This window comes from Pseudomonas sp. NPDC089758, assembly GCF_044748705.1.
GTDB classification, from domain to species: Bacteria; Pseudomonadota; Gammaproteobacteria; order Pseudomonadales; family Pseudomonadaceae; genus Aquipseudomonas; species Aquipseudomonas putida_X.
The window spans coordinates 138,439-159,750 of sequence record NZ_JBIVGN010000006.1 but is presented as its reverse complement, the minus strand read 5'-3'; the positions used below and the strand labels follow the sequence as shown (position 1 = coordinate 159,750).

Annotated in this window: 17 protein-coding genes; 14 read left to right on the top strand and 3 right to left on the bottom strand. The window is 65.2% G+C overall.

The features are described from left to right. Positions 1-39 precede the first annotated feature (39 nt). The 5 genes from ACIPZH_RS10920 to ACIPZH_RS10900 all read left to right on the top strand — a co-directional run bounded on the left by ACIPZH_RS10920 (position 40) and on the right by ACIPZH_RS10900 (position 6,938). Entirely contained in the window at positions 40-1,344 is a 1,305-nt protein-coding gene (locus ACIPZH_RS10920; protein WP_241805305.1) for a CitMHS family transporter, read from the top strand. Between the two features lie 65 nt (positions 1,345-1,409). After that, complete coding sequence (locus ACIPZH_RS10915; protein WP_400636175.1) at positions 1,410-2,666, top strand: OprD family porin; 1,257 nt, start codon at positions 1,410-1,412, stop codon at positions 2,664-2,666. Between the two features lie 166 nt (positions 2,667-2,832). Next, the gene (locus tag ACIPZH_RS10910) at positions 2,833-4,380 is read left to right on the top strand and encodes an AMP-binding protein (protein ID WP_400636174.1); all 1,548 of its coding nucleotides are present in this window, start codon (positions 2,833-2,835) and stop codon (positions 4,378-4,380) included. Positions 4,381-4,394: 14 nt separating this feature from the next. Further along, positions 4,395-5,558, top strand: coding sequence for an acyl-CoA dehydrogenase family protein (locus tag ACIPZH_RS10905; protein ID WP_400626790.1), 1,164 nt, complete (start codon positions 4,395-4,397; stop codon positions 5,556-5,558). Positions 5,559-5,663: 105 nt separating this feature from the next. Continuing rightward, a complete protein-coding gene (locus ACIPZH_RS10900; protein WP_400636261.1) occupies positions 5,664-6,938 on the top strand; it encodes an MFS transporter in 1,275 nt (424 codons plus the stop codon). Here the strand turns inward: ACIPZH_RS10900 and ACIPZH_RS10895 are convergent. Then, a complete protein-coding gene (locus tag ACIPZH_RS10895; protein ID WP_241805301.1) occupies positions 6,923-7,885 on the bottom strand; it encodes a LysR family transcriptional regulator in 963 nt (320 codons plus the stop codon). The two genes, ACIPZH_RS10900 and ACIPZH_RS10895, sit on opposite strands and share 16 nt — an antisense overlap. 155 nt (positions 7,886-8,040) lie before the next feature. Here ACIPZH_RS10895 and ACIPZH_RS10890 point away from each other — a divergent pair, with 155 nt between their 5' ends. The 3 genes from ACIPZH_RS10890 to ACIPZH_RS10880 are packed head-to-tail and all read left to right on the top strand — an operon-like array spanning position 8,041 to position 10,085. Then, complete coding sequence (locus ACIPZH_RS10890; protein WP_400636173.1) at positions 8,041-9,378, top strand: DUF1329 domain-containing protein; 1,338 nt, start codon at positions 8,041-8,043, stop codon at positions 9,376-9,378. Positions 9,379-9,406: 28 nt separating this feature from the next. Then, on the top strand, positions 9,407-9,793 hold the full coding sequence (locus tag ACIPZH_RS10885) for a YidH family protein (RefSeq protein WP_267816871.1): 387 nt from the start codon (positions 9,407-9,409) through the stop codon (positions 9,791-9,793). Then, positions 9,786-10,085 carry a DUF202 domain-containing protein gene (locus ACIPZH_RS10880; protein ID WP_241805298.1) on the top strand — a complete coding sequence of 100 codons (300 nt, stop codon included), beginning with the start codon at positions 9,786-9,788 and terminating at the stop codon, positions 10,083-10,085. Before ACIPZH_RS10885 ends, ACIPZH_RS10880 begins: the two co-directional genes overlap by 8 nt. 18 nt (positions 10,086-10,103) lie before the next feature. Here the strand turns inward: ACIPZH_RS10880 and ACIPZH_RS10875 are convergent, their stop codons facing one another. Both ACIPZH_RS10875 and ACIPZH_RS10870 read right to left on the bottom strand, forming a co-directional pair. Further along, positions 10,104-12,062 carry an alkyl/aryl-sulfatase gene (locus ACIPZH_RS10875; RefSeq protein WP_267816867.1) on the bottom strand — a complete coding sequence of 653 codons (1,959 nt, stop codon included), beginning with the start codon at positions 12,060-12,062 and terminating at the stop codon, positions 10,104-10,106. Positions 12,063-12,164: 102 nt separating this feature from the next. Then, a complete protein-coding gene (locus ACIPZH_RS10870; protein ID WP_400636172.1) occupies positions 12,165-13,064 on the bottom strand; it encodes a LysR family transcriptional regulator in 900 nt (299 codons plus the stop codon). A gap of 98 nt (positions 13,065-13,162) precedes the next feature. Here ACIPZH_RS10870 and ACIPZH_RS10865 point away from each other — a divergent pair, with 98 nt between their 5' ends. From ACIPZH_RS10865 to ACIPZH_RS10840, 6 genes are all read left to right on the top strand, one after another. Then, complete coding sequence (locus ACIPZH_RS10865; protein WP_400636171.1) at positions 13,163-14,401, top strand: 3-hydroxyacyl-CoA dehydrogenase NAD-binding domain-containing protein; 1,239 nt, start codon at positions 13,163-13,165, stop codon at positions 14,399-14,401. Next, the gene (locus ACIPZH_RS10860; protein WP_400636170.1) at positions 14,398-16,185 is read left to right on the top strand and encodes an acyl-CoA dehydrogenase C-terminal domain-containing protein; all 1,788 of its coding nucleotides are present in this window, start codon (positions 14,398-14,400) and stop codon (positions 16,183-16,185) included. The genes ACIPZH_RS10865 and ACIPZH_RS10860 overlap by 4 nt, the downstream gene beginning before the upstream one ends. A gap of 41 nt (positions 16,186-16,226) precedes the next feature. Continuing rightward, the gene (locus ACIPZH_RS10855) at positions 16,227-17,390 is read left to right on the top strand and encodes an iron-containing alcohol dehydrogenase (RefSeq protein WP_400636169.1); all 1,164 of its coding nucleotides are present in this window, start codon (positions 16,227-16,229) and stop codon (positions 17,388-17,390) included. A gap of 2 nt (positions 17,391-17,392) precedes the next feature. Next, positions 17,393-17,824: an acyl-CoA thioesterase gene (locus ACIPZH_RS10850; protein WP_400636168.1), complete on the top strand. Its 432-nt coding sequence runs from the start codon at positions 17,393-17,395 to the stop codon at positions 17,822-17,824. Positions 17,825-18,069: 245 nt separating this feature from the next. Beyond that, positions 18,070-19,923, top strand: a complete 1,854-nt coding sequence (locus ACIPZH_RS10845; RefSeq protein ID WP_400636167.1) for a DUF1302 domain-containing protein — start codon at positions 18,070-18,072, stop codon at positions 19,921-19,923. A gap of 21 nt (positions 19,924-19,944) precedes the next feature. Next, the gene (locus ACIPZH_RS10840) at positions 19,945-21,264 is read left to right on the top strand and encodes a serine hydrolase domain-containing protein (RefSeq protein ID WP_400636166.1); all 1,320 of its coding nucleotides are present in this window, start codon (positions 19,945-19,947) and stop codon (positions 21,262-21,264) included. The last annotated feature ends 48 nt before the right edge of the window (positions 21,265-21,312 follow it).

Below are 21,312 nucleotides of genomic sequence, written 5' to 3'. Positions count from 1 at the left end.
GATGGCCACGCCTTAGAATAAAAACAAGAGAACCCAATCATGCTTGCATTGCTTGGCTTGATCATGGTGGTGACATTCACCTACCTCATCATGAGCAAACGCCTGTCGCCGATCGTTGCGCTCACCGTAGTCCCCATCGTTTTCGCCGTGATCGGCGGTTTTGCGCCGACCACCGGCAAGATGATGCTCGACGGCCTGAAGATGGTTGCCCCGTCGGCTGCCTTGTTGCTGTTCGCCATTCTGTTCTTTGGCCTGATGATCGACGCAGGGCTGTTCGATCCGCTGATCCGCAAGATTCTCAAGCGCGTCAATGGCGACCCGATCAAGATCGCCATCGGCACTGCACTGCTTTCGCTGCTGGTGGCGCTCGATGGTGATGGCACCACCACCTACATGATCACCTGCGCGGCCATGTTGCCGCTGTACAAGCGCATCGGCATGAACCCAATGATCCTGGCAACGGTGGCGATGCTTTCACTGAGCATCATGAGCGGCCTGAGCCCATGGGGCGGGCCGGCGACGCGGGCCATCGCGGCGCTGGGGCTCGATGCGACCGAGTACTTCATCCCGATGTTGCCCACCATGATCGGTGGCGCTGCCTGGGTGGTCTTCACTGCGTTTCTGCTGGGCCGTGCCGAACGCAAACGCATCGGCAACATCAAGCTCGAGTCTGGTGGCGGCAATTGCTACATCAAGGCGATTCTCGAGGACACGCCGCACAAGCGTCCGCGGCTTGCCTACGTGAACCTGCTGCTGGTGGTAGCGGTAATGGTCGCGCTGGTCCTGGGCGTGATGCACGCAGCGATTCTGTTCATGATCGGTTTCGTTGCTGCCTTGATGATCAACTACCCGCAACTGGAGGTGCAGAAAGAGCGCATCCTGGCCCACTCCGGCAACGCCATGACGGTCGTGCTGCTGGTGTTTGCCGCAGGGATTTTCGCCGGCATCTTCTCCGGCACGAAAATGGTCGATGCGCTGGCGCAGACACTGGTGGACTGGATTCCGCAGTCCTGGGGCCACTGGTTCCCGCTGGTGGTGGCGATCACCAGCATGCCGCTGACGTTCGTGCTGTCCAATGATGCCTACTACTTTGGCGTGGTGCCGATCCTGGCCAACGCGGCGGCTGCCTACGGCATCGACCCGGTAGAGATCGCCCGCGCTTCGGTGCTCGGCCAGCCTGTGCACCTGATGAGCCCGCTGGTGGCCTCGACCCTGCTGCTGGTGGGTATGGTCGACCGCGATATCGGCGATTTCCAAAAGGCCACCGTCAAATGGGCGGTGCTCACCTCCCTGGTGATCACCGCCCTGGCCCTGGCCACCGGGGCCTTGTCCTTCTTCGTCTGAACCGCCCAGGGCGCCGCCGGGCGCCCGCTTTGAACTCATTCAAAAACAACAACAGAGTACCGAACATGTCCCCAACTGCTCTGCGTGCGGCGGCCGCCTGTGGCCTGCTCTGCGGCTGCCTGCCTGTTGCCGGCGCTGCTGGATTCGTCGATGACGGCAAGCTCAAACTGCAACTGCGCAACGTTTACTTCAACGAAAATTTCCGCGACGAGCAGGGCATGAGCGCCCGCGCCGCCGCCACCGCCAAAAGCGAGCGAACCGAGTGGGCGCAGGGTTTTCTGCTCGACTATCAGTCAGGCTTTACCCAAGGCACGCTGGGCCTGGGGCTCGACGCCATGGGGCTGCTGGGAGTCAGGCTGGACTCCGGCCGTGGCCGCAGCGGTACGGGCCTGTTGCCGGTGCATGACGACGGTCGCGCTGCCCAGGAGTTCGCCAGTGCCGGGGTGACGGCCAAGGCTCGCCTGGGCCGTACGGTGGTCAAGCACGGTACCTTGCTGCCCAAGACGCCGGTATTGGTCTACAACGATGCCCGAGTACTGCCGCAGACCTACCAGGGCACACAGCTGACCAGCACCGACATCGAGCGGCTGACACTCACTGCCGGGCATCTGGACCGGTTCAAACAACGCGACTCCTCCGACAGTACCGGCTTGTACCTGGACGGTTATGGCGGCGCCGAGTCGGGCGATTTCAACTTCGCCGGCGCCGACTACGCGCTCAGCAAGCACGTGCGCTTGAGCTACTTCCACGGTCAGCTCGAACACTTCTACCGCCAGGACTTCGCCGGCCTGGTGCATGACCTTGCGCTGGCCGGCGGGGTACTGACCACCGACCTGCGGTATTTCGCCAGCCGTGACAGCGGCGCGGCATACGGCGGCAGCATCGACAACGACCTGTTCAGTGCGCAAGTGTCCTACGCCCATTCAGGGCACACCTTCGGCGCGGGGTACCAGGTGCTGGACGGTGAAGCCGGGCTGCCGTACATCAGTGGCGCAACGGTGTATTCGTTCAGCAACGTTGGCATCGGCAAGTTCATCGAGGAAGAAGAAAAGACCTGGATGGCAAGCTATGCCTACAACTTTGCCGCCGCAGGGGTGCCCGGGCTGACCTTCATGACGCGCTACCTGAGCGGGGACAACGGCCGCTCCGGGGCGCAGGGCCTGAGTGAGTGGGAGCGTGACGCCGAGCTTGCGTATGTGGTGCAGGGCGGGGCCCTCAAAGGGCTTGGGATCCGGCTGCGCAACTATGTCTACAGGTCTGACTTTTCCCGCGGTCGGGACAGCAACCGCCTGTACCTGACCTATGACATCGCCATCTGGTGAATCTGGCCTGTAGCCCGTCAGTGCAGGGTGCATTGTGGCGACGGTTGCAGGCAGCTGTATGACCCCAGCCAAATTCGTTATGGCCGGCATCGGAAACTGGTATTACATCCGCCCACGCCTGGGTGTTTAGCATCGTCGATGTCTTCCTGTCGACGAGAACAACAACGTGAACCTTGGAAAGATCATTACCCGCAGCGCCCGCTACTGGCCGGACCACACTGCCGTGGCGGACAGCCAGACGCGCCTGACCTATGCCCAACTGGAACGGCGCAGCAACCGCCTGGCCTCGGGGCTGGGCGCACTGGGCGTGGCCAGCGGTGAACATGTGGCGATCCTCGCTGCCAACCGCGTGGAACTGGTAGAGGCAGAGGTGGCGCTGTACAAGGCAGCGATGGTCAAGGTGCCGATCAACGCGCGGTTGTCGCTGGATGAAGTGGTACGGGTACTGGAAGACTCCTGCAGCGTTGCGCTGATCACCGATGCCACCTTCGCCCAGGCGCTGGCCGAACGACGCGAGGCTTTGCCGATGTTGCGCCAGGTGATCGCGCTGGAGGGCGAGGGCGGTGACCTGGGTTACGCCGCGCTGCTTGAGCGCGGCAGCGAGGCACCGTGCAGCCTTGACCCTGCCGACGACGCCCTGGCAGTGCTGCATTACACCTCCGGTAGCTCCGGGGTACTCAAGGCGGCCATGTTGTCGTTTGGCAACCGCAAGGCGCTGGTCCGCAAGAGCATCGCCAGCCCCACGCGGCGCTCTGGCCCTGATGATGTGATGGCCCATGTGGGGCCGATCACCCATGCCAGCGGCATGCAGATCATGCCGCTGCTGGCGGTGGGCGCCTGCAACCTGCTGCTCGACCGCTACGACGATCGCCTGTTGCTGGAGACCATCGAACGTGAGCGGGTGACGCGGCTGTTCCTGGTGCCGGCGATGATCAACCGCCTGGTCAATTACCCCGACGTCGAGCGCTTCGACCTGTCCAGCCTCAGACTGGTCATGTATGGCGCTGCGCCCATGGCGCCGGCCCTGGTGAAGAAGGCCATCGAACTGTTCGGGCCGATTCTGGTGCAAGGTTATGGCGCCGGCGAAACCTGCTCGCTGGTCACGGTACTGACCGAGCAGGACCACCTGGTCGAGGACGGCAACTACCAACGCCTGGCCTCTTGCGGGCGCTGCTATTTCGAGACCGACCTGCGTGTGGTGAACGACGCATTCGAGGATGTGGCGCCGGGCGAGATCGGCGAAATCGTGGTCAAGGGCCCGGACATCATGCAGGGCTATTGGCGCGCGCCCGCGCTCACCGCCGAAGTCATGCGCGACGGCTATTACTTGACCGGCGACCTGGCCACGGTCGATGCGCAGGGTTACGTATTCATCGTCGACCGCAAGAAGGAAATGATCATTTCCGGGGGCTTCAACGTGTACCCCAGCGAAGTGGAGCAGGTGATCTACGGCTTTCCCGAAGTGTTCGAGGCGGCAGTGGTCGGTGTGCCGGACGAGCAGTGGGGTGAAGCGGTGCGTGCTGTGGTGGTGCTCAAGCCCGGCGCGCAGCTTGACGCCGCCGAGCTCATCGAGCGCTGCGGCCGTGCACTGGCCGGTTTCAAGAAGCCGCGAGGCGTGGATTTCGTCACCGAACTGCCGAAGAACCCCAATGGCAAGGTGGTCCGCCGCCTGGTCCGGGAAGCCTACTGGCAACACAGCGATCGTCGTATCTGACAGGGAGCATGACCATGTATCAACCAAGTGCAAAAGCTGCGCAGATCATTGAAGCCATCGAAGGGTTCGTCCGCGACCAGGTTCGCCCGCTGGAGCAGCAGATGCAGCTGAATTGGGCGCGCCCGCATCCTCAGGCGGTCTTGCGGGAAGTCTGGAAGCGCTCCAGCGAGCAGGGCCTTTACACCCTCATGCTGCCCGAAGCCATGGGCGGTGCAGGTTTGAGCGTGGCCGACCTGTGCGCCGTGAAAGAAGCCACGGTGCTGACCGGTTCGATGCTCGCCCCGCACGTACTGGGCGAGCTGTCCGGGCCGCCGCGGGTGGGCCACCTGCTCAAAGTGGCCAGCCCCTATCAGGTGGAGCATTTCCTGCAGCCAGTGTGCCGTGCCGAGAAAGCCGTGTGCTTCGCCCTGACCGAGGCCGAGGCGGGTTCAGACGCCACTGCCATCCGTACCCAGGCGCGCCGCGATGGTGATCACTACGTGCTGAGCGGCAGCAAGCGCTACATCTCGGGTGCCACGTACGCGGACCTGGCGGTGTTGCTGGCCGTGACCGGCCCCGGGCAGGGCGCGCAGGGTATTTCGGCGTTCTTCGTCGACCTCAAGGCCCCGGGCGTGCGCGTCGAAAGCGACTATGCAGTCATGTCCGGTGGCGGGGCCCACGGCGACATCGTGCTGGATGACGTGCGCGTGCCAGCGGCCAACCTGATTGGCGAGCAGGGCCAGGGCTTCAAGCTGGCCATGGGGCGCATTACCCTCAACCGGCTGCTGCATTGCCCGACCTTGCTGGGCATGGCCGGCCTGGCCCTGAACCTGTCGATCGAGCATGCCCGTAGCCGCAAGCAGTTCGGCCAGCCGATCGCCATGTTCCAGGCGGTCAACCACATGATCGCTGACATGGCTACCGAGCTGCATGCAGCACGCAGCATGGTCTACGCCACGGCGCAGGTGAACGATGCCGGCGGCGATATCCGGACCCAGGCGCCGATGTGCAAGCTGTTCGTCTCGGAGGCTGCATTCCGCATTGCCGACAAGGCCGTGCAGGTGCATGGCGGTGCCGGGTTGATGCAGGGCCACCCGGTGGAATGGATTTTCCGTGCCACCCGAATGATGCGCATCCTGACCGGGACCAGTGAAATTCAGCGCAACACCATCGCCAAAGGCGTGCTGATGCCCGCGTGACCCTCAGGCCGCCACCAAGGCGGCCTTTTGTTACATTCCACAACAATAACAAGAGTAATCGCCATGACTGTGGATGCTTCCCTGCCCAACCCACGGACCGCCTGGATGGTGGCCGTACTGCTGGCCATGCTGATGCTGGTCAATTTTCTCGACAAGGTGGTGATTGGCCTGGTTGCGGTGCCGATGAGCGCCGAGCTGGGCCTGACCGCGACCGAGTTCGGGCTGATTGGCGGCGCTTTGCATTGGTTCTTCGCCTTGTCCGCCGTGGTGGGCGGCTTCATGGCCAACCGGCGCCCCACCCGCACGCTGCTATTGGGCATGGGCCTGTTCTGGGCGGTGATCCAGTTGCCGATGCTGTTCGCCACTTCACTGTGGACCATCGTTGCCTGCCGCGTGTTGCTGGGCATCGGAGAGGGCCCGGCATCGCCGGTCGCCACCCATGCGCTGTACAAGTGGTTTCCCAATGACCGTCGCAACCTGCCCGTGGCGTTGCTGCACACCGGTAGCGCCATGGGGCTGCTGGTGGCCGGCGCGATGATCCCCTGGGTCAGCCTGCACTATGGCTGGCGCACCAACTTCATCGTCCTTTCATTGATCGGCCTGGTGTGGTGCCTGCTGTGGTGGCGGCTGGGGCAGGAGGGCACCCTTGAGCGCCTGCGTGCCAGCCAGCTCAAGAGCGATGAGCCGGCAATACCGTACCGCAAGCTGCTGGGCGACCCCAGCGTGATGGGCAACTACCTTTGCCACTTCGCCGCCAACTGGTCACTGGCCCTGACGCTGACCTGGGTGCCCAGTTATCTGCAGGTCGGCCTGGGCATAGACCCGTTGCAGACCGGGCGGATCTTTGTGATGTTCGTGGTGGTGACCACGCCGTTGAGCCTGTTCATGGCCTGGTTGTCCCAACGCCTGATGCGCCGTGGCGTATCTTCGCGCGTGGCGCGCGGCGTGTTCGTCTCGCTGTGCCTGGTGCTTTCCGGGCTGCTGTCTGCGTCGCTGATGCTGCCAGGCCTGAGCACCGCCGTGCGGGTTGGCGCACTGACCTTCAGCGGTGGCCTGGCGCTGGTGATGTACTCCGTAGGGCCGGCCATGCTCGCCGAGTTCACCCCAACGGCCCAGCGCGGCGGGGTGCTTGCCATCGGTAACGGTATCGCTTCGCTGGCCGGCCTGGCTGCGCCGGTGGTAACCGGGTTGCTGGTGCAGGGCACAGGTGCCGCGCATCCCACAGGGTATGCCCAGGGCTTTCTGGTGTGTGGCGCAGTACTGGTCGTGGCGGGGCTGGTGGGCCTGGTGAGCCTGAACCCGCAGCGCACCCTGAAGCGCTTGGCTGAACCGCGTGCGGTGGAGCGTGGCGTGCCGGCGCGCTCTCAGACAGCCAGCTGAACCCCCGGCACCGACCCGAGCGGCGCATCATCGCCGCCGATCAGCTCACCACGCCAGCGGCCGCCGAGTACCAGCTCGATCAGCAGCCCGCGCACCAGGTCGTGCAAGCAACCGGCGGCAAACGACAGGGGCTTGTGCCGTGAGTGCGCCAAGGCAATGGTGCGGCTGATGCGTGGCTCGACGATGAGCCGCGCCTGGGTCGGTTCGAGCAGCTCGCACAGCGGCGGCCAGTTGCTGATGGTCGCCGCCAGTCCTGCGCGGACCAGGCTGGCGATCCCGGGTGCCGACTGCTGCTCGTAGGCGGCCGCCAATGGCACGCCGGCTTCCATGGCCGCCTGTTCGATGCGCCGGCGCAGGTGCAGTGCCCTTGGTGGCAGCACCAGCCGCGTGGCGGCGGCTTCGGCCAGGGTGATGGTATCGGCGACGCCAGCGGCTGAAGGGCCGACCCAGTACAGCGCCTCGGTGAAGATCGGCTCGGCCTCGACATGCTCCAGCTCCTCGGCATTGGGCACCACGCCGAAGTCGACCTTGCCCAATTCGATGGCTTGGCCGCCGTTGCGGCTCAGGCCGTCCCACACGGTCAGGGTCACGCCGGGAAAGCGCTGCTCGGCACGCTTGATGATTTCTGGCAGCAGCATGTCTGCGGCGGTGGCAGGAATGGAAATGGCGACGTGGCCCTTGGGGTCACCGCGGCTCGATTTGAGCTCGTCCTTCACCGAATCGAGCTTCTGCACCACCTGGCGGGCCACCTCGTAAAGCTGCCGACCGGCGTCGGTGAGGACGATGCCGTCGTGCTGGCGGTCGAGCAGCTGCATTTCCAGTTCACTCTCCAGCAGGCCGATCTGCCTGCTCAGCGCCGGCTGGGCGATGTAGGCACGACGCGCGGCCGAGGAAAAGCTGCCGGCTTCGACGATTGCGATCAGGTAGCGGAGCTGTTTGAGGGTCATCGCAGCGGTTCCAAGGGTATGCCGAACTGATATGGCACGTATCCGAACACGTTATTTGTGGGGTTCGAAGCGTGGCTCCTAGTATCACCCGGAAGGGGCGTGCCAAAGCAAGCCCGCACGGCCAGGTCAGCCAACAACAACAAGAGGCCAACCCCATGAACGCTGTCGCCCTGCTGCGAAGTATCCTGCTCGTCAATGCCAGCCTGCTGGCCCTCCACCTTGGCGCTACGCCACTGCCCCCGCAACTGACACCCGTGGGTGCCGAGCGTGCGCCCAGCAGTGATGGCCGCATACCGGCCTGGAACGGGGGGCTGCAACCGGGGCAGGTCTCACTGGCGGTCAACGGCACGCCGCTTGACCCCTACGCCGATGAGCAGCCGCTGTACACCATCACCGCGCAGAACTACCGGCGCTATCGCGAGCAGCTCACGACAGGCCAGGTGGCGCTGCTCGAGCGTTTTCCCGACTCTTTTCGCCTGCCGGTATACCCCTCGCACCGCAGTGTCGCGGTGCCGGCTCGGGTCAGCGAGTGGGCCCAGCACAACGCTGCCAGCGCCCATCTGGTCAATGACGGCAATGGCGTGCAGGGCTTTGCCGGGGTACTGGCGTTTCCGCTGCCACGCAATGGCCTGCAGGTACTGTGGAACCACCTGACGCGGCCACGCAACGGCAGTTACAGCCTGGCCTCGGACAGCATCACCCCGCGTCGTGATGGTCGCTTCGTCATGTTCAGCGCGCAGCAAACCTTCGCCAGGCCCGATATGCTGCCAGGCGGCCAGGCAAGCAACGTACTGTATTACCTGAGCTACCGCATGACCGCGCCATCGCGCCTGGCAGGTGACGCCTTGGTGCTGCACGAAACCCTCGACCAGGTCGCCCAGCCACGCCTGTCGTGGTTGTACAGCAGCAGCCAGCGACGCGTACGGCGCGCGCCTGCCGTGGCCTATGACAGCATCACCCCAGGGACTGCCGGGCTGCGCACCGCCGACAGCCGCGACATGTTCAACGGTGCCCCGGACCTTTACCACTGGACCCTGATCGGCAAGAAAACCCTGCACGTACCCTACAACAGTTATCGCCTGGCTTCGCCACAGCTGAGCTACACCGCGCTGGTCGGCCCGGGCCACGTCAACCCGCAGCCAACCCGCTACGAATTGCACCGGGTATGGGAGCTGGTCGGTACCCTCAAGCCCGGGGCCGAGCATATCTATGCCAGCCGCCGCTACTACCTGGACGAGGACAGCTGGGCCATCGTCGAAGCCGACTTCTTCGACCACCAGGGGCGGCTGTGGCGCACGGCCCAGGCGCACAGTTACTACCACGTCACCGGGCAGGCACTGGTCAACGCCATGGAGGTGATCTACGACCTGCGCAACGGGCGTTACCAGCTGTCGGGCCTGACCAACGAGCAACCCAAACCCTTCACCTTCGACCTGCGCACCAGCGCTTCGTACTTCTCGCCCGGGGCACTGCGCAGCCAAGGGCTGCGTTGAGCGCCCAGGGCCACACACAGGACAGCCGATGAGTTCCGATCACCATTACAGCGCCTGGGAGCGCTGGTTGCTGGGGCCTGGCAAGCCACCTGACCCGCGCTTCACCCTGGCCAATGAACGCACCTTTCTGGCCTGGCTGCGCACCGCCCTGGCATTGCTGGGCGGTGCCATTGCCCTGGAAACCTTTGCCGCGCATGCCTGGCCGCAATCCGGGCGCCTGGCCATGGAGTTCGCGTTGCTGCTGGCGAGCCTGCTGGTAAGCCTGGGGGCTGGTTGGCGCTGGCTGGTGGTGGAACGCGCCCTGCGCCGCGCTGCGCCATTGCCGCTGCCACGCTTGGTACCGCTGTTGAGCGTGGCCTGCGCGCTGGGCTGCGCGGCACTGATACCGCTGTTATGGGGGCGTTGGCATGGCTGACGGCCCGGTCGATACCGGGCTGCAGGCCGAGCGTACGGTGTTGGCCTGGCGGCGAACCCAGTTGGCTTTACTGGTACTGGCTTGCCTGGCCTGGCGCGGCGGCCTGGTGGCTGTGGCCGGCGCGGCACTGTCGTTGGCGCTACTGGGCAGGGCCCGCGAACGCGCCATCTACCGCCGGGGCCTGGCCATGTTGCGCAGCGAGCGGGGGTGGGCTGCAGTGCGCACCGTACCGCTGGCTGCGTTACTGGTGGCCGGGTTGGTGCTGGGCGTGTGGTTGCGCCGCACTGCTTAGCACGGCGCCGTTGCAGGCTCAGGGCGTGACGATATTGAAGCGCCCGTCCGGCTCATCCAGCCCAGCCATGAACTGCATGAACTTCACCCGCTCACCGCTGATGTCGATATCACCCGTCTTGGCTTCCTTGAGAAAACCGGTCTGCTTGAGTGCGATGCGGTCCAGGGTGGCCTTGCTCATGTTGATCTGCACATCCGCTTGGGCGTGCTGTGCATGGTCGCGGTGGGTCAGCACGCCATTGCGCAGGGTCAGGGCGTAGTCTTCATCGATGTCGGTGAAGCGCCAGTTGATGGTCAGGTCCTGCTCAGCCGCCTTGGCGGCATCGACGCGCACACCCAGGTAGTCGAAGAACAGCGATGGGGTCAGTGCGCGTACCAAGTCGTCGGCGCTGCCGCCTTTGCTGGCACCGGCCGCGACGCCGTTGCGCAGCTCCTGCGCACCGGTCAGGTAGGCGTTGCGCCAGGTGGCGTTCTCGCTCTGGTAACCCAGTTGCTCCAAGGCATCGGCTTGCAGGTTACGTGCAGCGCTGTTGTCGGCTTGGGCGAATACCAGGTGCCGGGTGAGCTCCGCCACCCAGCGGTAGTCACCCTTGTCGTACGCCTCACGCGCCAGCGTCAGCACCCGCTCGCTGCCGCCCAGCGCTGCCACGTAGCGCTGGCCTGCATCGCTCGGCGGCAAGGGGTTGAGGGTCGCCGGGTTGCCGTCGTAGAAGCCCATGTAGCGCTGGTACACCGCCCGCACGTTGTGGCTGAGCGAGCCGTAGTAGTCGCGGCTGTACCATTTGTTGGCCAGGCGGGGGGGCAGCGAGGTCAGTTCGGCGGCGATCTCGGTAGGGGTGAGGCCGCGGTTGAGCAGGCGCAGCGTCTGGCTGTCGAGGAAGGCGTACATGTCGCGCTGATCGGCCAGGTACTCACGGATCGCCGCGCCGCCCCAGGTCGGCCAATGGTGCTGGGCGAACACCACCTCGGCCTTGTCGCCGTAACGCAGCAGCGACTGGTCCAGGTAGTGCGCCCAGACCTTGGCATCGCGCACCTGCGCGCCACGCAGGGTGAGGATGTTGTGCTGCACATGGGAGGCGTTTTCGGCCATGCACAGGGCTTTGAACGCCGGGAACCACAGGTTCATCTCGGCCGGTGCTTCGGTGCCGGGCGTCAGCTGGAACTCGATATCCACGCCGTCGATGCGCAGGGTCTCGAACGGCTTTTCGATCAGCCGTGTCGGGGCGATGAGGCTGACTGTGGCATTGGCCGGCACGGCCTTGCCGAGGCCTGCGTCAACCTGCCCGCGGGCGCTGCGTGGCAGAGGCGCACCATACATGTACTGCGCCCGGCGCTTCATCGCCGGCCCGGCCAGTACGTTCTCGCTGATGGCATGTTCCAAGAAACCTTGAGGGGCGATGACCTGAACCTTGCCGGCCTTTACGTCGGCCTCATCGATCACCCCGCGCGCGCCGCCAAAATGGTCGACGTGTGGGTGGGTGTAGATCACTGCCACCACCGGCCGCTGCGGGCGATGCCTGAAGTACATGGCCAGCCCGGCCCGGGCGGTTTCCACCGACAGCAGCGGGTCCATCACGATCAGCCCGTGTTCGCCTTCGATCAAGGTCATGTTGGCCAGGTCCATGCCGCGTATCTGGTAGATGCGGTCGGTAACCTTGAACAGGCCGGCGATGGTATTGAGCTGGGCGATGCGCCACAGGCTGGGGTTGACCGTCGCCGGCGCCTCGCCCTTGAGGAAGGCGTAGCGCTGCAGGTCCCAAACCGTCTTGCCATCGGCATTGAGCACCGCCTGGTCGGCACTTTCCAGCAGGCCGCGGCGGGCGTTGTCGAAGTCTGCCCGGTTCTCGAAGGGCAGGCGCTGCAGCCACTGCTGGTTGCTTTGGCGCGTCAGCTCGGTGGCGTCCTTGGCCGGTGCCTGGGCCAGCACCGCAGAGGGCAGGGCGAGGGCCAGCAGGGTGGGCAGGTAGCGTAGGCGCATAGGGGTGGTCCTTGTTGTTATGGGGGCCACCACTCTAAGGACATCGATTGCCAGCGAACCAATACCACTCTTGCATGGGTGGCCATACCTGAATGCGATGGATCAGCCGGCGCGAATGTCCATGATGCGCGCGACCAGCCAGGCCAGTGCCGGGTCGTGCTGACGATGGGCAAGGTACACCAGTTCCAGCTCGAAGGGCTCCAGGGCGAAGGGCAGGTCAAAGACCTGCAAGGGCAGTAGCTGGGCGAAATGGCGGGCCAGTGCGGTGGGCAAGACCACGCACAGGTCGGAGCTGGCGGCCAGGTGGGCGGCCTGCAGGTAATTGGGCGTGGTATAGGCGATGCGCCGCGCAAGGCCCTGTTCGGCCAGCCACTGGTCGACCATGCCCCGGGTCTGGCCGCCGTGCACCCAGAGGTGACGCAAGCTCAGGAAGGCTTGCAGGTCGAGCGCGCCATCGACCTCTGGATGCCCCTGGCGCACCGCCACGTGCAGGGTTTCGCTGCGCCAGTGGCGACGCTCGTACCGCGCCGGCACATCGTCGAAGCGCCCCAGCACCAAGTCGAGTTCGCCACGGTCGAGGGCTTCGGCCGGCAGGTTGGGTGCCAGGTGCAGCACGTCCACACGAAGATGCGGCGCCTGGGTTTGCAAGGTGGCGAGCAACCTGGGCATGCACAATTGTTCGGCGAAGTCGGTCAGGGCGATGCGCAGTTGCCGGTGGCTGCGGCCTGGGTCGAAGCTGTCGCCAGCGCCGAGGGTCTGCTCGATCTGCTGCAGGGCCGCGCGAATCGGCCCTTCCAGGGCCAGGGCCCGGGGGGTTGGGCGCATGCGTCGGCCGACCCGCACCAGCAGCGGGTCACCGAGAATGTCCCGTAAACGCGCCAGGGCGTTGCTCACCGTCGGCTGGGTCAACGCCAGGCGCTCGGCAGCACGTGACACGTTCTGTTCACGCAGCAGCATGTCCAGCACACGCAGCAAGTTGAGATCGAAGTTGGCTATATTCATGCGAAAAATACATGGGATGGAAAATTAGAATTTCAAAAATAGTAGGCGCCTGACTAGGGTGGGGGCAATGCCTTTACACCGAATCAGGAGTGTCACCCGTGAGTACTTCCTATAACGTTCAGCAGGCTGCAGTGATCGGCGCCGGCACCATGGGCCGCGGCATCGTCATCAGCCTGGCCCGTGCCGGACTGCCTGTGCTGTGGCTGGACAACGACCCCAGCGCCACCGAGGCAGGCCTTGCCATGCTCGCGCAGACCTGGGCGCAGCAGGTCGCCAAAGGCCGCATCGACCAGGCCCAGGCCGATGCCTGCCTGGCTCGCGTGCGGCAGGTCACGGCTTACACCGAGCTGGCCGAGGCCGACCTGGTGATCGAGGCGGTGTACGAAAACCTGGCGCTCAAGCAAGAGATCTTCCGCACCCTGGACAGCACACTCAAGCCTGAAGCGATCCTGGCCAGCAATACCTCGGCGCTGGACATCGATGCCATCGCCGCCGTCACCGGGCGGCCTGAACAGGTGTTGGGGCTGCACTTTTTCAGCCCGGCGCATGTGATGAAGCTGCTGGAAGTGGTGCGCGGAAAGTGCACCGCGCCCGCAGTGCTGGAGGCGGCCGTGGCGCTGGGCCAGCGCATCGGCAAGGAGGTGGTGGTCGCTGGGAACTGCCCCGGTTTCATTGGTAACCGCATGTTGCGCACCTATGTCGCCGAGGCCCGGCAGTTGCTGCTCGAGGGCGCCACGCCACGGCAGGTGGACGAGGCGCTGCAGGGGTTCGGCTTTGCCATGGGCCCGTTCCGCATGTACGACGTGGTAGGCATCGACCTGGAGTGGCGCGCACGTCAATTGGCCGGGCAGGGGATGGATGCCCCGTTGGTCCAGGTCGACAATGCCCTGTGCGCACTCGGTCGTTTCGGGCAGAAGGTTGGCCAGGGCTATTACCGGTACGCCCCCGGCAGCCGCGAAGCTGTGCATGACCCCGAGGTGGATGCCTTGGTGCTCAAGGTCGCTCAGGACCTGGGGGTGCGTCGGCGTCCGATCGACGATGAGGAAATCCGTGAGCGCTGCCTGCTGGCGCTGGTCAATGAAGGGGCGAAGATTCTTGAGCAGGGCATAGCCAGCAGCAGCCAGGACATCGACCGGGTCTACTTGCATGGCTATGGCTTCCCGGCAGAGACGGGCGGGCCGATGTCCTGGGCCGATCGGCAAGGGCTGGGGCTGCTGCTGGCGAGGCTGGAGCGGCTGCAAGGCCTGTTTGGCGAACACTGGCGCCCGGCGGGTCTTCTGATGCGGCTGGCGGCAGCTGGCAAACAGTTGGCTGACGTGAATGAGGGCCGCGTATGACCTACCGAGCCCCCCTGCGTGACATGCAGTTCGTCCTGCATGAGGTGTTCGATGTGGCGCAACATTGCGCCCGCCTGGGCAACGGCCTGGACCGTGACACCATCGATGGCATCCTTGAACAGGGCGCTCGCTTTGCCAGCGAGGTGGTGGCCCCGCTCAATCGCCAGGGCGACGAGCAGGGCTGCCGCCTGGATCAGGGGCAGGTGTTGACCCCCGAAGGCTTCCGCCAGGCCTACCGGCTGTATGTCGAGCAGGGCTGGGGCGGCATGACCGGCCCGACCGAGCACGATGGCCAGGGCCTGCCGCAGATGGTCGCAGCCTGTTTCCACGAAATGCTGATGGGCGCCTCGCTGTCGTTTCGCATCTATTCGGGCCTCACCGAAGGCGCTGTGCTGGCGCTGCATCGCCATGGCAGCCCGGCGCTCAAACGCGACTACCTGGGCAAGCTGGTCAGCGGCGAGTGGGCCGGCACCATGTGCCTGACCGAACCGCAGGCTGGCACCGACCTGGCGCTGTTGCGTACCCGGGCCGAGCCGCAAGGCGATGGCAGCTATCGCATCACTGGCAGCAAGATCTTCATCAGTGGCGGCGACCAGGACCTGACCGACAACATCATCCACCTGGTGCTGGCGCGCCTGCCCGATGCGCCGGCCGGCGTGCGCGGCATCAGCCTGTTCCTGGTGCCCAAGTTCGAGTGCGCGACCGACGGTGGGCCGGGGGAGCCCAACGCCTTGGGCTGCGGTGCCCTTGAACACAAGATGGGCATCAAGGGGGCAGCCACTTGCGTGATGAACTTCGACGGCGCCCGCGGCTGGCTGGTGGGTGAAGCCAACCAGGGCCTGGCGTGCATGTTCACCATGATGAACGATGCGCGCTTTCAGGTGGGGCTGCAGGGGCTGGGCATTGCCGAAGCTGCCTTCCAGGGCGGCCTGACCTACGCCCGCGAGCGCTTGCAGTCGCGCAGCCTGGCCGGCCCGGTGGCGCCCGAGCGCAGCGCCGACCCGATCATCTGCCACCCTGATGTGCGGCGCATGCTGCTGACCCAGAAGACCCTCAGCGAGGGTTGCCGGATGCTGGCGGCCTATGCTGCACAGGCGCTCGACCTGGAGCAGGGTGCGGCGCAGCCTGAAGTGCAGGCTGCCGCCGGGCGTCGGGCAGCGCTGCTGATTCCGGTGGTCAAGGCCTTCCTCACCGATGTCGGCCAGGAGGTCGCCAGCCTGGGCGTGCAGCTGTATGGCGGCCATGGTTACATTCGCGAGTGGGGCATGGAGCAGTTGATGCGCGACAGCCGCATCACCCAGCTGTATGAGGGCACCAATGGCATTCAGGCCCTGGACCTCGTGCGACGCAAGGTGCTGGCCGATGGTGGCGAACAGCTGCGCCTGTTGATCGATGACCTGCTGGAGGCGGCGCACGCGTGCCGCGCAGATGACCTGGCAGCGATGGCCGAGGCGGTGACCCTGCGCCTGCAGGAGTGGCGCAACCTGAGCGCCGAGGTGCTCGATGCCTGCCGCTGCGACCCCCAGGAAATTGGCGCGGTGTCGGTCGATTTTCTTGCCTATTCAGGCTATGTGCTGCTGGCTGCGCTGTGGCTGCGGGCGGCCGAGCGGGCCCGTGCGGCACTGGCCGCCGGCAGCGGCGACAGCGCTTTCTATCAGGCCAAATTGCACGCAGCGGACTTTTACTGGCGGCGCATCCTGCCGCGCGCAAGTGCCCACTGTGAGGCTTTGCGTGGCGGCGCGCAGTGCCTGATGAGCCTGAATGAAGCGCACTTCGCCTTCTGAGCGCTGCGCCGTTCACCCACAAGAACAAAAGGACCCTGAACATGCAGCCATTCAGTTTTGCCACGACCGCTCACCTGCTCTGCGAACCGGGCGCCGCGGGCCGCCTGGCCCAGTTGTGTCAGCAACGCGGCGTGCGCCGCGTGCTGATCGTTACCGACCCCGGTCTGGTCAGCCTGGGGATGCTTGACGACATCCTGCCTGGCTTCACCCGGGCGAACCTGAGTGCGGCGATTTTCAGTGATGTCAGCGCCGACCCCAGCCATGCCTGCGTGCTGGCTGCCGTCGGCCGTGCCCGGCATATCGGTGCCGAGCTGATCGTCGGTTTCGGTGGCGGCAGCTCCATGGATGTCGCCAAGCTGGTCGCGCTGCTGGCCCACCCAGGGTGCGACCAGACCCTGGAGGCGGTGTATGGCATTGACCAGGCCAAGGGCCAGCGCCTGCCCCTGATCCAGGTCCCAACCACTGCGGGTACCGGCTCGGAGGTCACGCCCATTGCCGTCATCACCACCGGCGAGTGCGCCAAGATGGCGGTGATTTCACCGCTGCTGCTGCCAGACCTGGCGCTGCTCGATGCCGAGCGCACGCTGGGCCTGCCACCTGCGATCACGGCCGCCACGGGCATCGATGCGATGGTCCATGCCATCGAAGCCAGCACCAGCAAGTTCAAACGCAACCCCCTGTCCAGCCTGCTGGCCCGCGAAGCCTTGACACTGCTGGCAGGCAACCTCGACCAGGCAGTCCACAACGGCGGTAATCTGCAGGCCCGTCAGGCCATGCTGCTGGGGGCTTGCCTGGCCGGCCAGGCGTTCGCCAACGCACCGGTCGCTGCGGTGCACGCCCTGGCCTACCCGCTGGGGGCGCGCTTTCACGTACCGCACGGGCTGGCCAATGCCTTGGTCCTGCCGCATGTCATGCGCTTCAACCGTAGCGAGGCATTCGCCGACTACGCGGCGCTGGCGCCGGCCTTGTTGGGCGAGCGGCTGGAGCCTGGCGGGCCCCATGAGTTGTGCAGCCAGTTCATTGCCGAGCTGGAGCAATTGGCACCTCGCTGCGGCTTGCCGAGCCGGTTGCGGGATGTCGGCGTGCCCCGGCACAGTTTGCAACAGCTTGCTGAAGAAGCGCTGCAACAGCAGCGCCTGCTGGTGAACAACCCGCGCAAGGTCACCCTCGCCGATGCCGTCGAACTCTACCAGGCGGCGTTCTGATCATGGCCAGGGAACGCCCGCTACGCGGCGCCTATCGCCACTTCCAGCCGATCACCACGCGCTGGCACGACAACGACCTGTATGGGCATGTGAACAATGTCGTCTACTACGGTTTTTTCGACAGCGCGGTGAACACCTGGCTGATCGAGCATGCCGGTCTGGATATTCACCGCGACCCGGTGGTGGCCTATGTGGCCGGGTCTGCTTGCGACTACTTCGCCGCGGTCGCCTTTCCGCAGCGCATCGAAGTGGGTATCGCGGTCACGGGGATAGGCAACAGTTCGGTGAACTACGCGCTGGCCGTCTTCGTCGAGGGGGAACCTGAAGCGTGCGCGGCCGGGCGTTTCACCCATGTATTCGTCGATCGTCGCGAGCAGCGTGCGGTTGCCATACCAGGCAAGGTGCGCAGGGCCTTGGAACTGTTGGCGGTGTGAGGTCACCTGCGGGGGCGGTGCTCGTTTCGCGCCGCCTCATAAAAGCCCAGGCAGCCCCGAACGCCTCTCTCAAGCCCCGCCCAGGCCATAACAATCTGGCATGGCACTGATCCGAAGACGCTATTTGTGAGCCCGCTTTCACTGCCCCGATAATCCAGATTACCGGTACCGCCTGCCTCGGCGACCGGCACTTCATCTGTGCTACCCCACCTTTCACTCTCGAATAAAACAACAAGAGGTTAAGAGTGAGCGAATACATCCGTATCTGCCGGCGCCAAGCGCCGCTGGCGGCTCTATGCTGCCTGCTCGCCGCCCCGGCGGCTGCCTTGCAGTTCCAGGCCGGCCCGCTCGAAGGGCGCTTCGACACGGCGCTGTCGTTCGGCACTGCCGTCAGCACAGCCAACCCCGACAAACAGCAGTTGCAGGCCGCCAACAGTAATGACGGGCGGCGGAACTACCGCTCGGGTGATGTGTTCTCGGCCATTTTCAAAGCAACCCATGACCTGGAACTGCACCGGGACAACGTTGGGGTGTTTCTGCGGGGCACCTACTGGTATGACACGGTGCAACGCGACCATAGCCAGCGTGCAGTCGACATCGACGACCACAACCGCCAGGCATCGGCTAAAACTGCCGCAGCGGAACTGCTCGATGCCTTTGCCTATGCCCTCTACGACATCGACGGCGAGCCCGGCTCGGTGCGCCTGGGCAAACAGGTCGTGAACTGGGGCGAAAGCCTGTTCATCCAGGGTGGCCTGAACGTGATCAGCCCGTTCAATCAGGCCGCGTTGCGCCGGCCGGGCTCAGAGGTCAAAGACGCGCTGGCGCCGGTCAACCTTTTGTATGTCACGCAGAACCTCAACCAGGCCCTGTCATTCGACGCCTTCTACCAACTGGACTGGGAGCAGACCCGGTTGGACAACTGTGCGACCTTCTTCTCCAACAACGACTTCATGCCCGAGGGCTGCCAAGGCCTGGACGTGGGTGGGCAGATGGTCGCCAACCCGGGTGTTTCCCAAGCGCTGGCGTCCCTGGGTGTGACGCTCACCGATGAGGGCGTGCGCGTGCCGCGTGGGGCCGACCAGGATGCGCGCAATGGAGGCCAATGGGGGTTTGCCTTGCACTGGTATGTGCAATCGCTGGATACCGAGTTCGGCCTGTTCGCGGCCAACTACCACAGCCGCTCTCCCTACCTGGGCACAGTCAGCAGCCGCTACTACGCCAATACCGGTTTTGCCAGGGACCTGTGCAGCACGGTTGGCGTGCCACTGTCTGGCTGCGGTGCCTTCCTGGCGTCGAGCAGCGGGCAGTCCCTGGCCGGCGCCCTGCGCATGGGAACCTCGCAGTACCTGGCGCAGTACCCCGAGGATATCCGGCTCTACGGCATCACCTTCGCCACCACCCTGCACAACGGCACCGCCGTGCAGGGGGAGTTGAGCCACCGCCCCAACCAGCCGGTGCAGCTCAACGGTAACGATGTGCTGCAGTCGCTGCTCAACGCCCCGGGCCGCAGCCCGCTCAACGCCGAAGGCCTGCGCCCAGCGACCGACGACACCTTGTTCGACGGGTATCGACGCAAGGAAGTGACCCAGGCCCAAGTGTCGGCGATGCAGGCGTTCAGCCAGGTGATGGGCGCCAACCAGCTGCTGCTGATGGGGGAGGTGGGCGCCACCTATGTGGGCGGGCTCGAGGGGCGTTTCGGGCCGCGTTATGGCCGCTCCGGGGCCTACGGCAACGGTGAGCTGGCCGATAACAGCCTCTGCCAGGCGATCTCGAAAAGCCCTGCTGACTGCAACGGCGAAGGGTTCGTCACGCCGTTTTCCTGGGGCTACCGGCTGCGGGCGACCTGGAGCTACCAGAACCTGGTCCCGGGCCTGGACATCCGCCCTAACCTGGCCTGGTCCCACGACGTGAAAGGCTATTCGCCTGCCGATGGGTCGGGCTTCAATGAAGGCTCGCGCTCGATCAGCCTGGGCGTGGACGTGGCGCTGGCCAGCAAGTACTGGGCAAGCCTTGCCTACACCGATTATCTCGATGGCGATTACGGCATCCGCGGCGACCGCGACTACGTGGCCGTGAGCGTCGGCGCCAACTTCTAGACCGTTCAAGGAGGCAAGACCATGTCCAAACGCAGCATGCACCCATCACCGGCCAACCTGCCGGCCATCGCTTTGATGCTGGCCGGTACACTTGCCCCGGGCGTGGCCAGCAGCGCACCGGCAGAGCAGGGCGTGATGCAAGGGTTTCCCCCTGCACCGCAGTTGCGCGTGAACCAGGCCAACGCGTTCCAGCCACCGTTCCTGCGCTGGTCCATGCGCCACGCCCGCGAGGTTTCGCCGACCCGGGGCATCGGCCGCGCGTCCACGCCGCTGGCCTTGCCGGCAGGCACCGAGCTGGCGCTTGACCAGGTGGCGTTCACTGCCGGCGAGCAGCCCCTGACGTTGGCGAGCTACCTGCAACAGACCAGCACCGACGGGCTCATCGTGCTGCACCGTGGCCAGGTGGTGTACGAGCGTTATCTGGAGGGTTTCCAACCCGGGCAGCCGCATATCTGGGCCTCGATGACCAAGTCCGTGACTGGCCTGATCGCCGCTCAACTGATCGCCGAAGGCACGCTGGACCCGCAACGTACATTGGCGCATTACGTGCCGGAACTCAGCGGCACGCCATTTGGCGAGGCGACGGTGCAGGCCAACCTGGACATGCAGGTGGCGGTGGAGTACCCGCCGCAGATGCCGCCGGACCTGGGGCTGTTTGCCGCCACGGGGCTCATACCTCGCGCCGAAGGCATGCCGGGGGATATCTACAGTTTCCTCCAGCACGCACGAAAGGCGCCCGACTCAGGCGCCAAACCGTTGTTTTTCTACCAGAACGGCTCACCCGAAGCGTTGGCCTGGGCACTGCGGCGCATCACCGGGCTGAACTGGGCGCAACTGGTTGAACAACGTATCTGGTCACGCTTCGCCCAGGACGACGCCTATGTGCAAGTCGACCCGCTCGGTACCGAGATGGCCAGCGGCGGTATCAGCTGCAACCTGCGCGACACGGCGCGCTTCGCTGAACGGGTGCGCCGTGAGCTGGCCCGTGACGTCAAGGGTGACAGTTTCAACCAAGCGGTGCGCAGCACGTTCCAGCCCGCCGACCCGGCGTCGTTCGCCCAAGGTAACCTTGCCCCCGGCCGCCCGGGCTACGCTTATCGCAACTACTGGTATCAGAAAAACGATGGCGACGGGTCTGTCGAGGCCAGCGGGCGCTTCGGTCAGAAAATCTATATCAACCCGCGCCGCGAAGTAGTGATCGTCAAGCTGTCGGCCACTGCCGACCAGGCCCGGCGCGCCACCCGTGCCGACGGTGAGGCGAAAGTCACTGCCCGCGTGGTGGACTCACCGGCGACGTTCAACGGCATGGTCACTGCGGTGTTGGCGGCGCTGCCGGGGTGAGCGGTGTGGGGCGTTCGGCGAATCGTTATCATGCGTGCCATCTTGCTG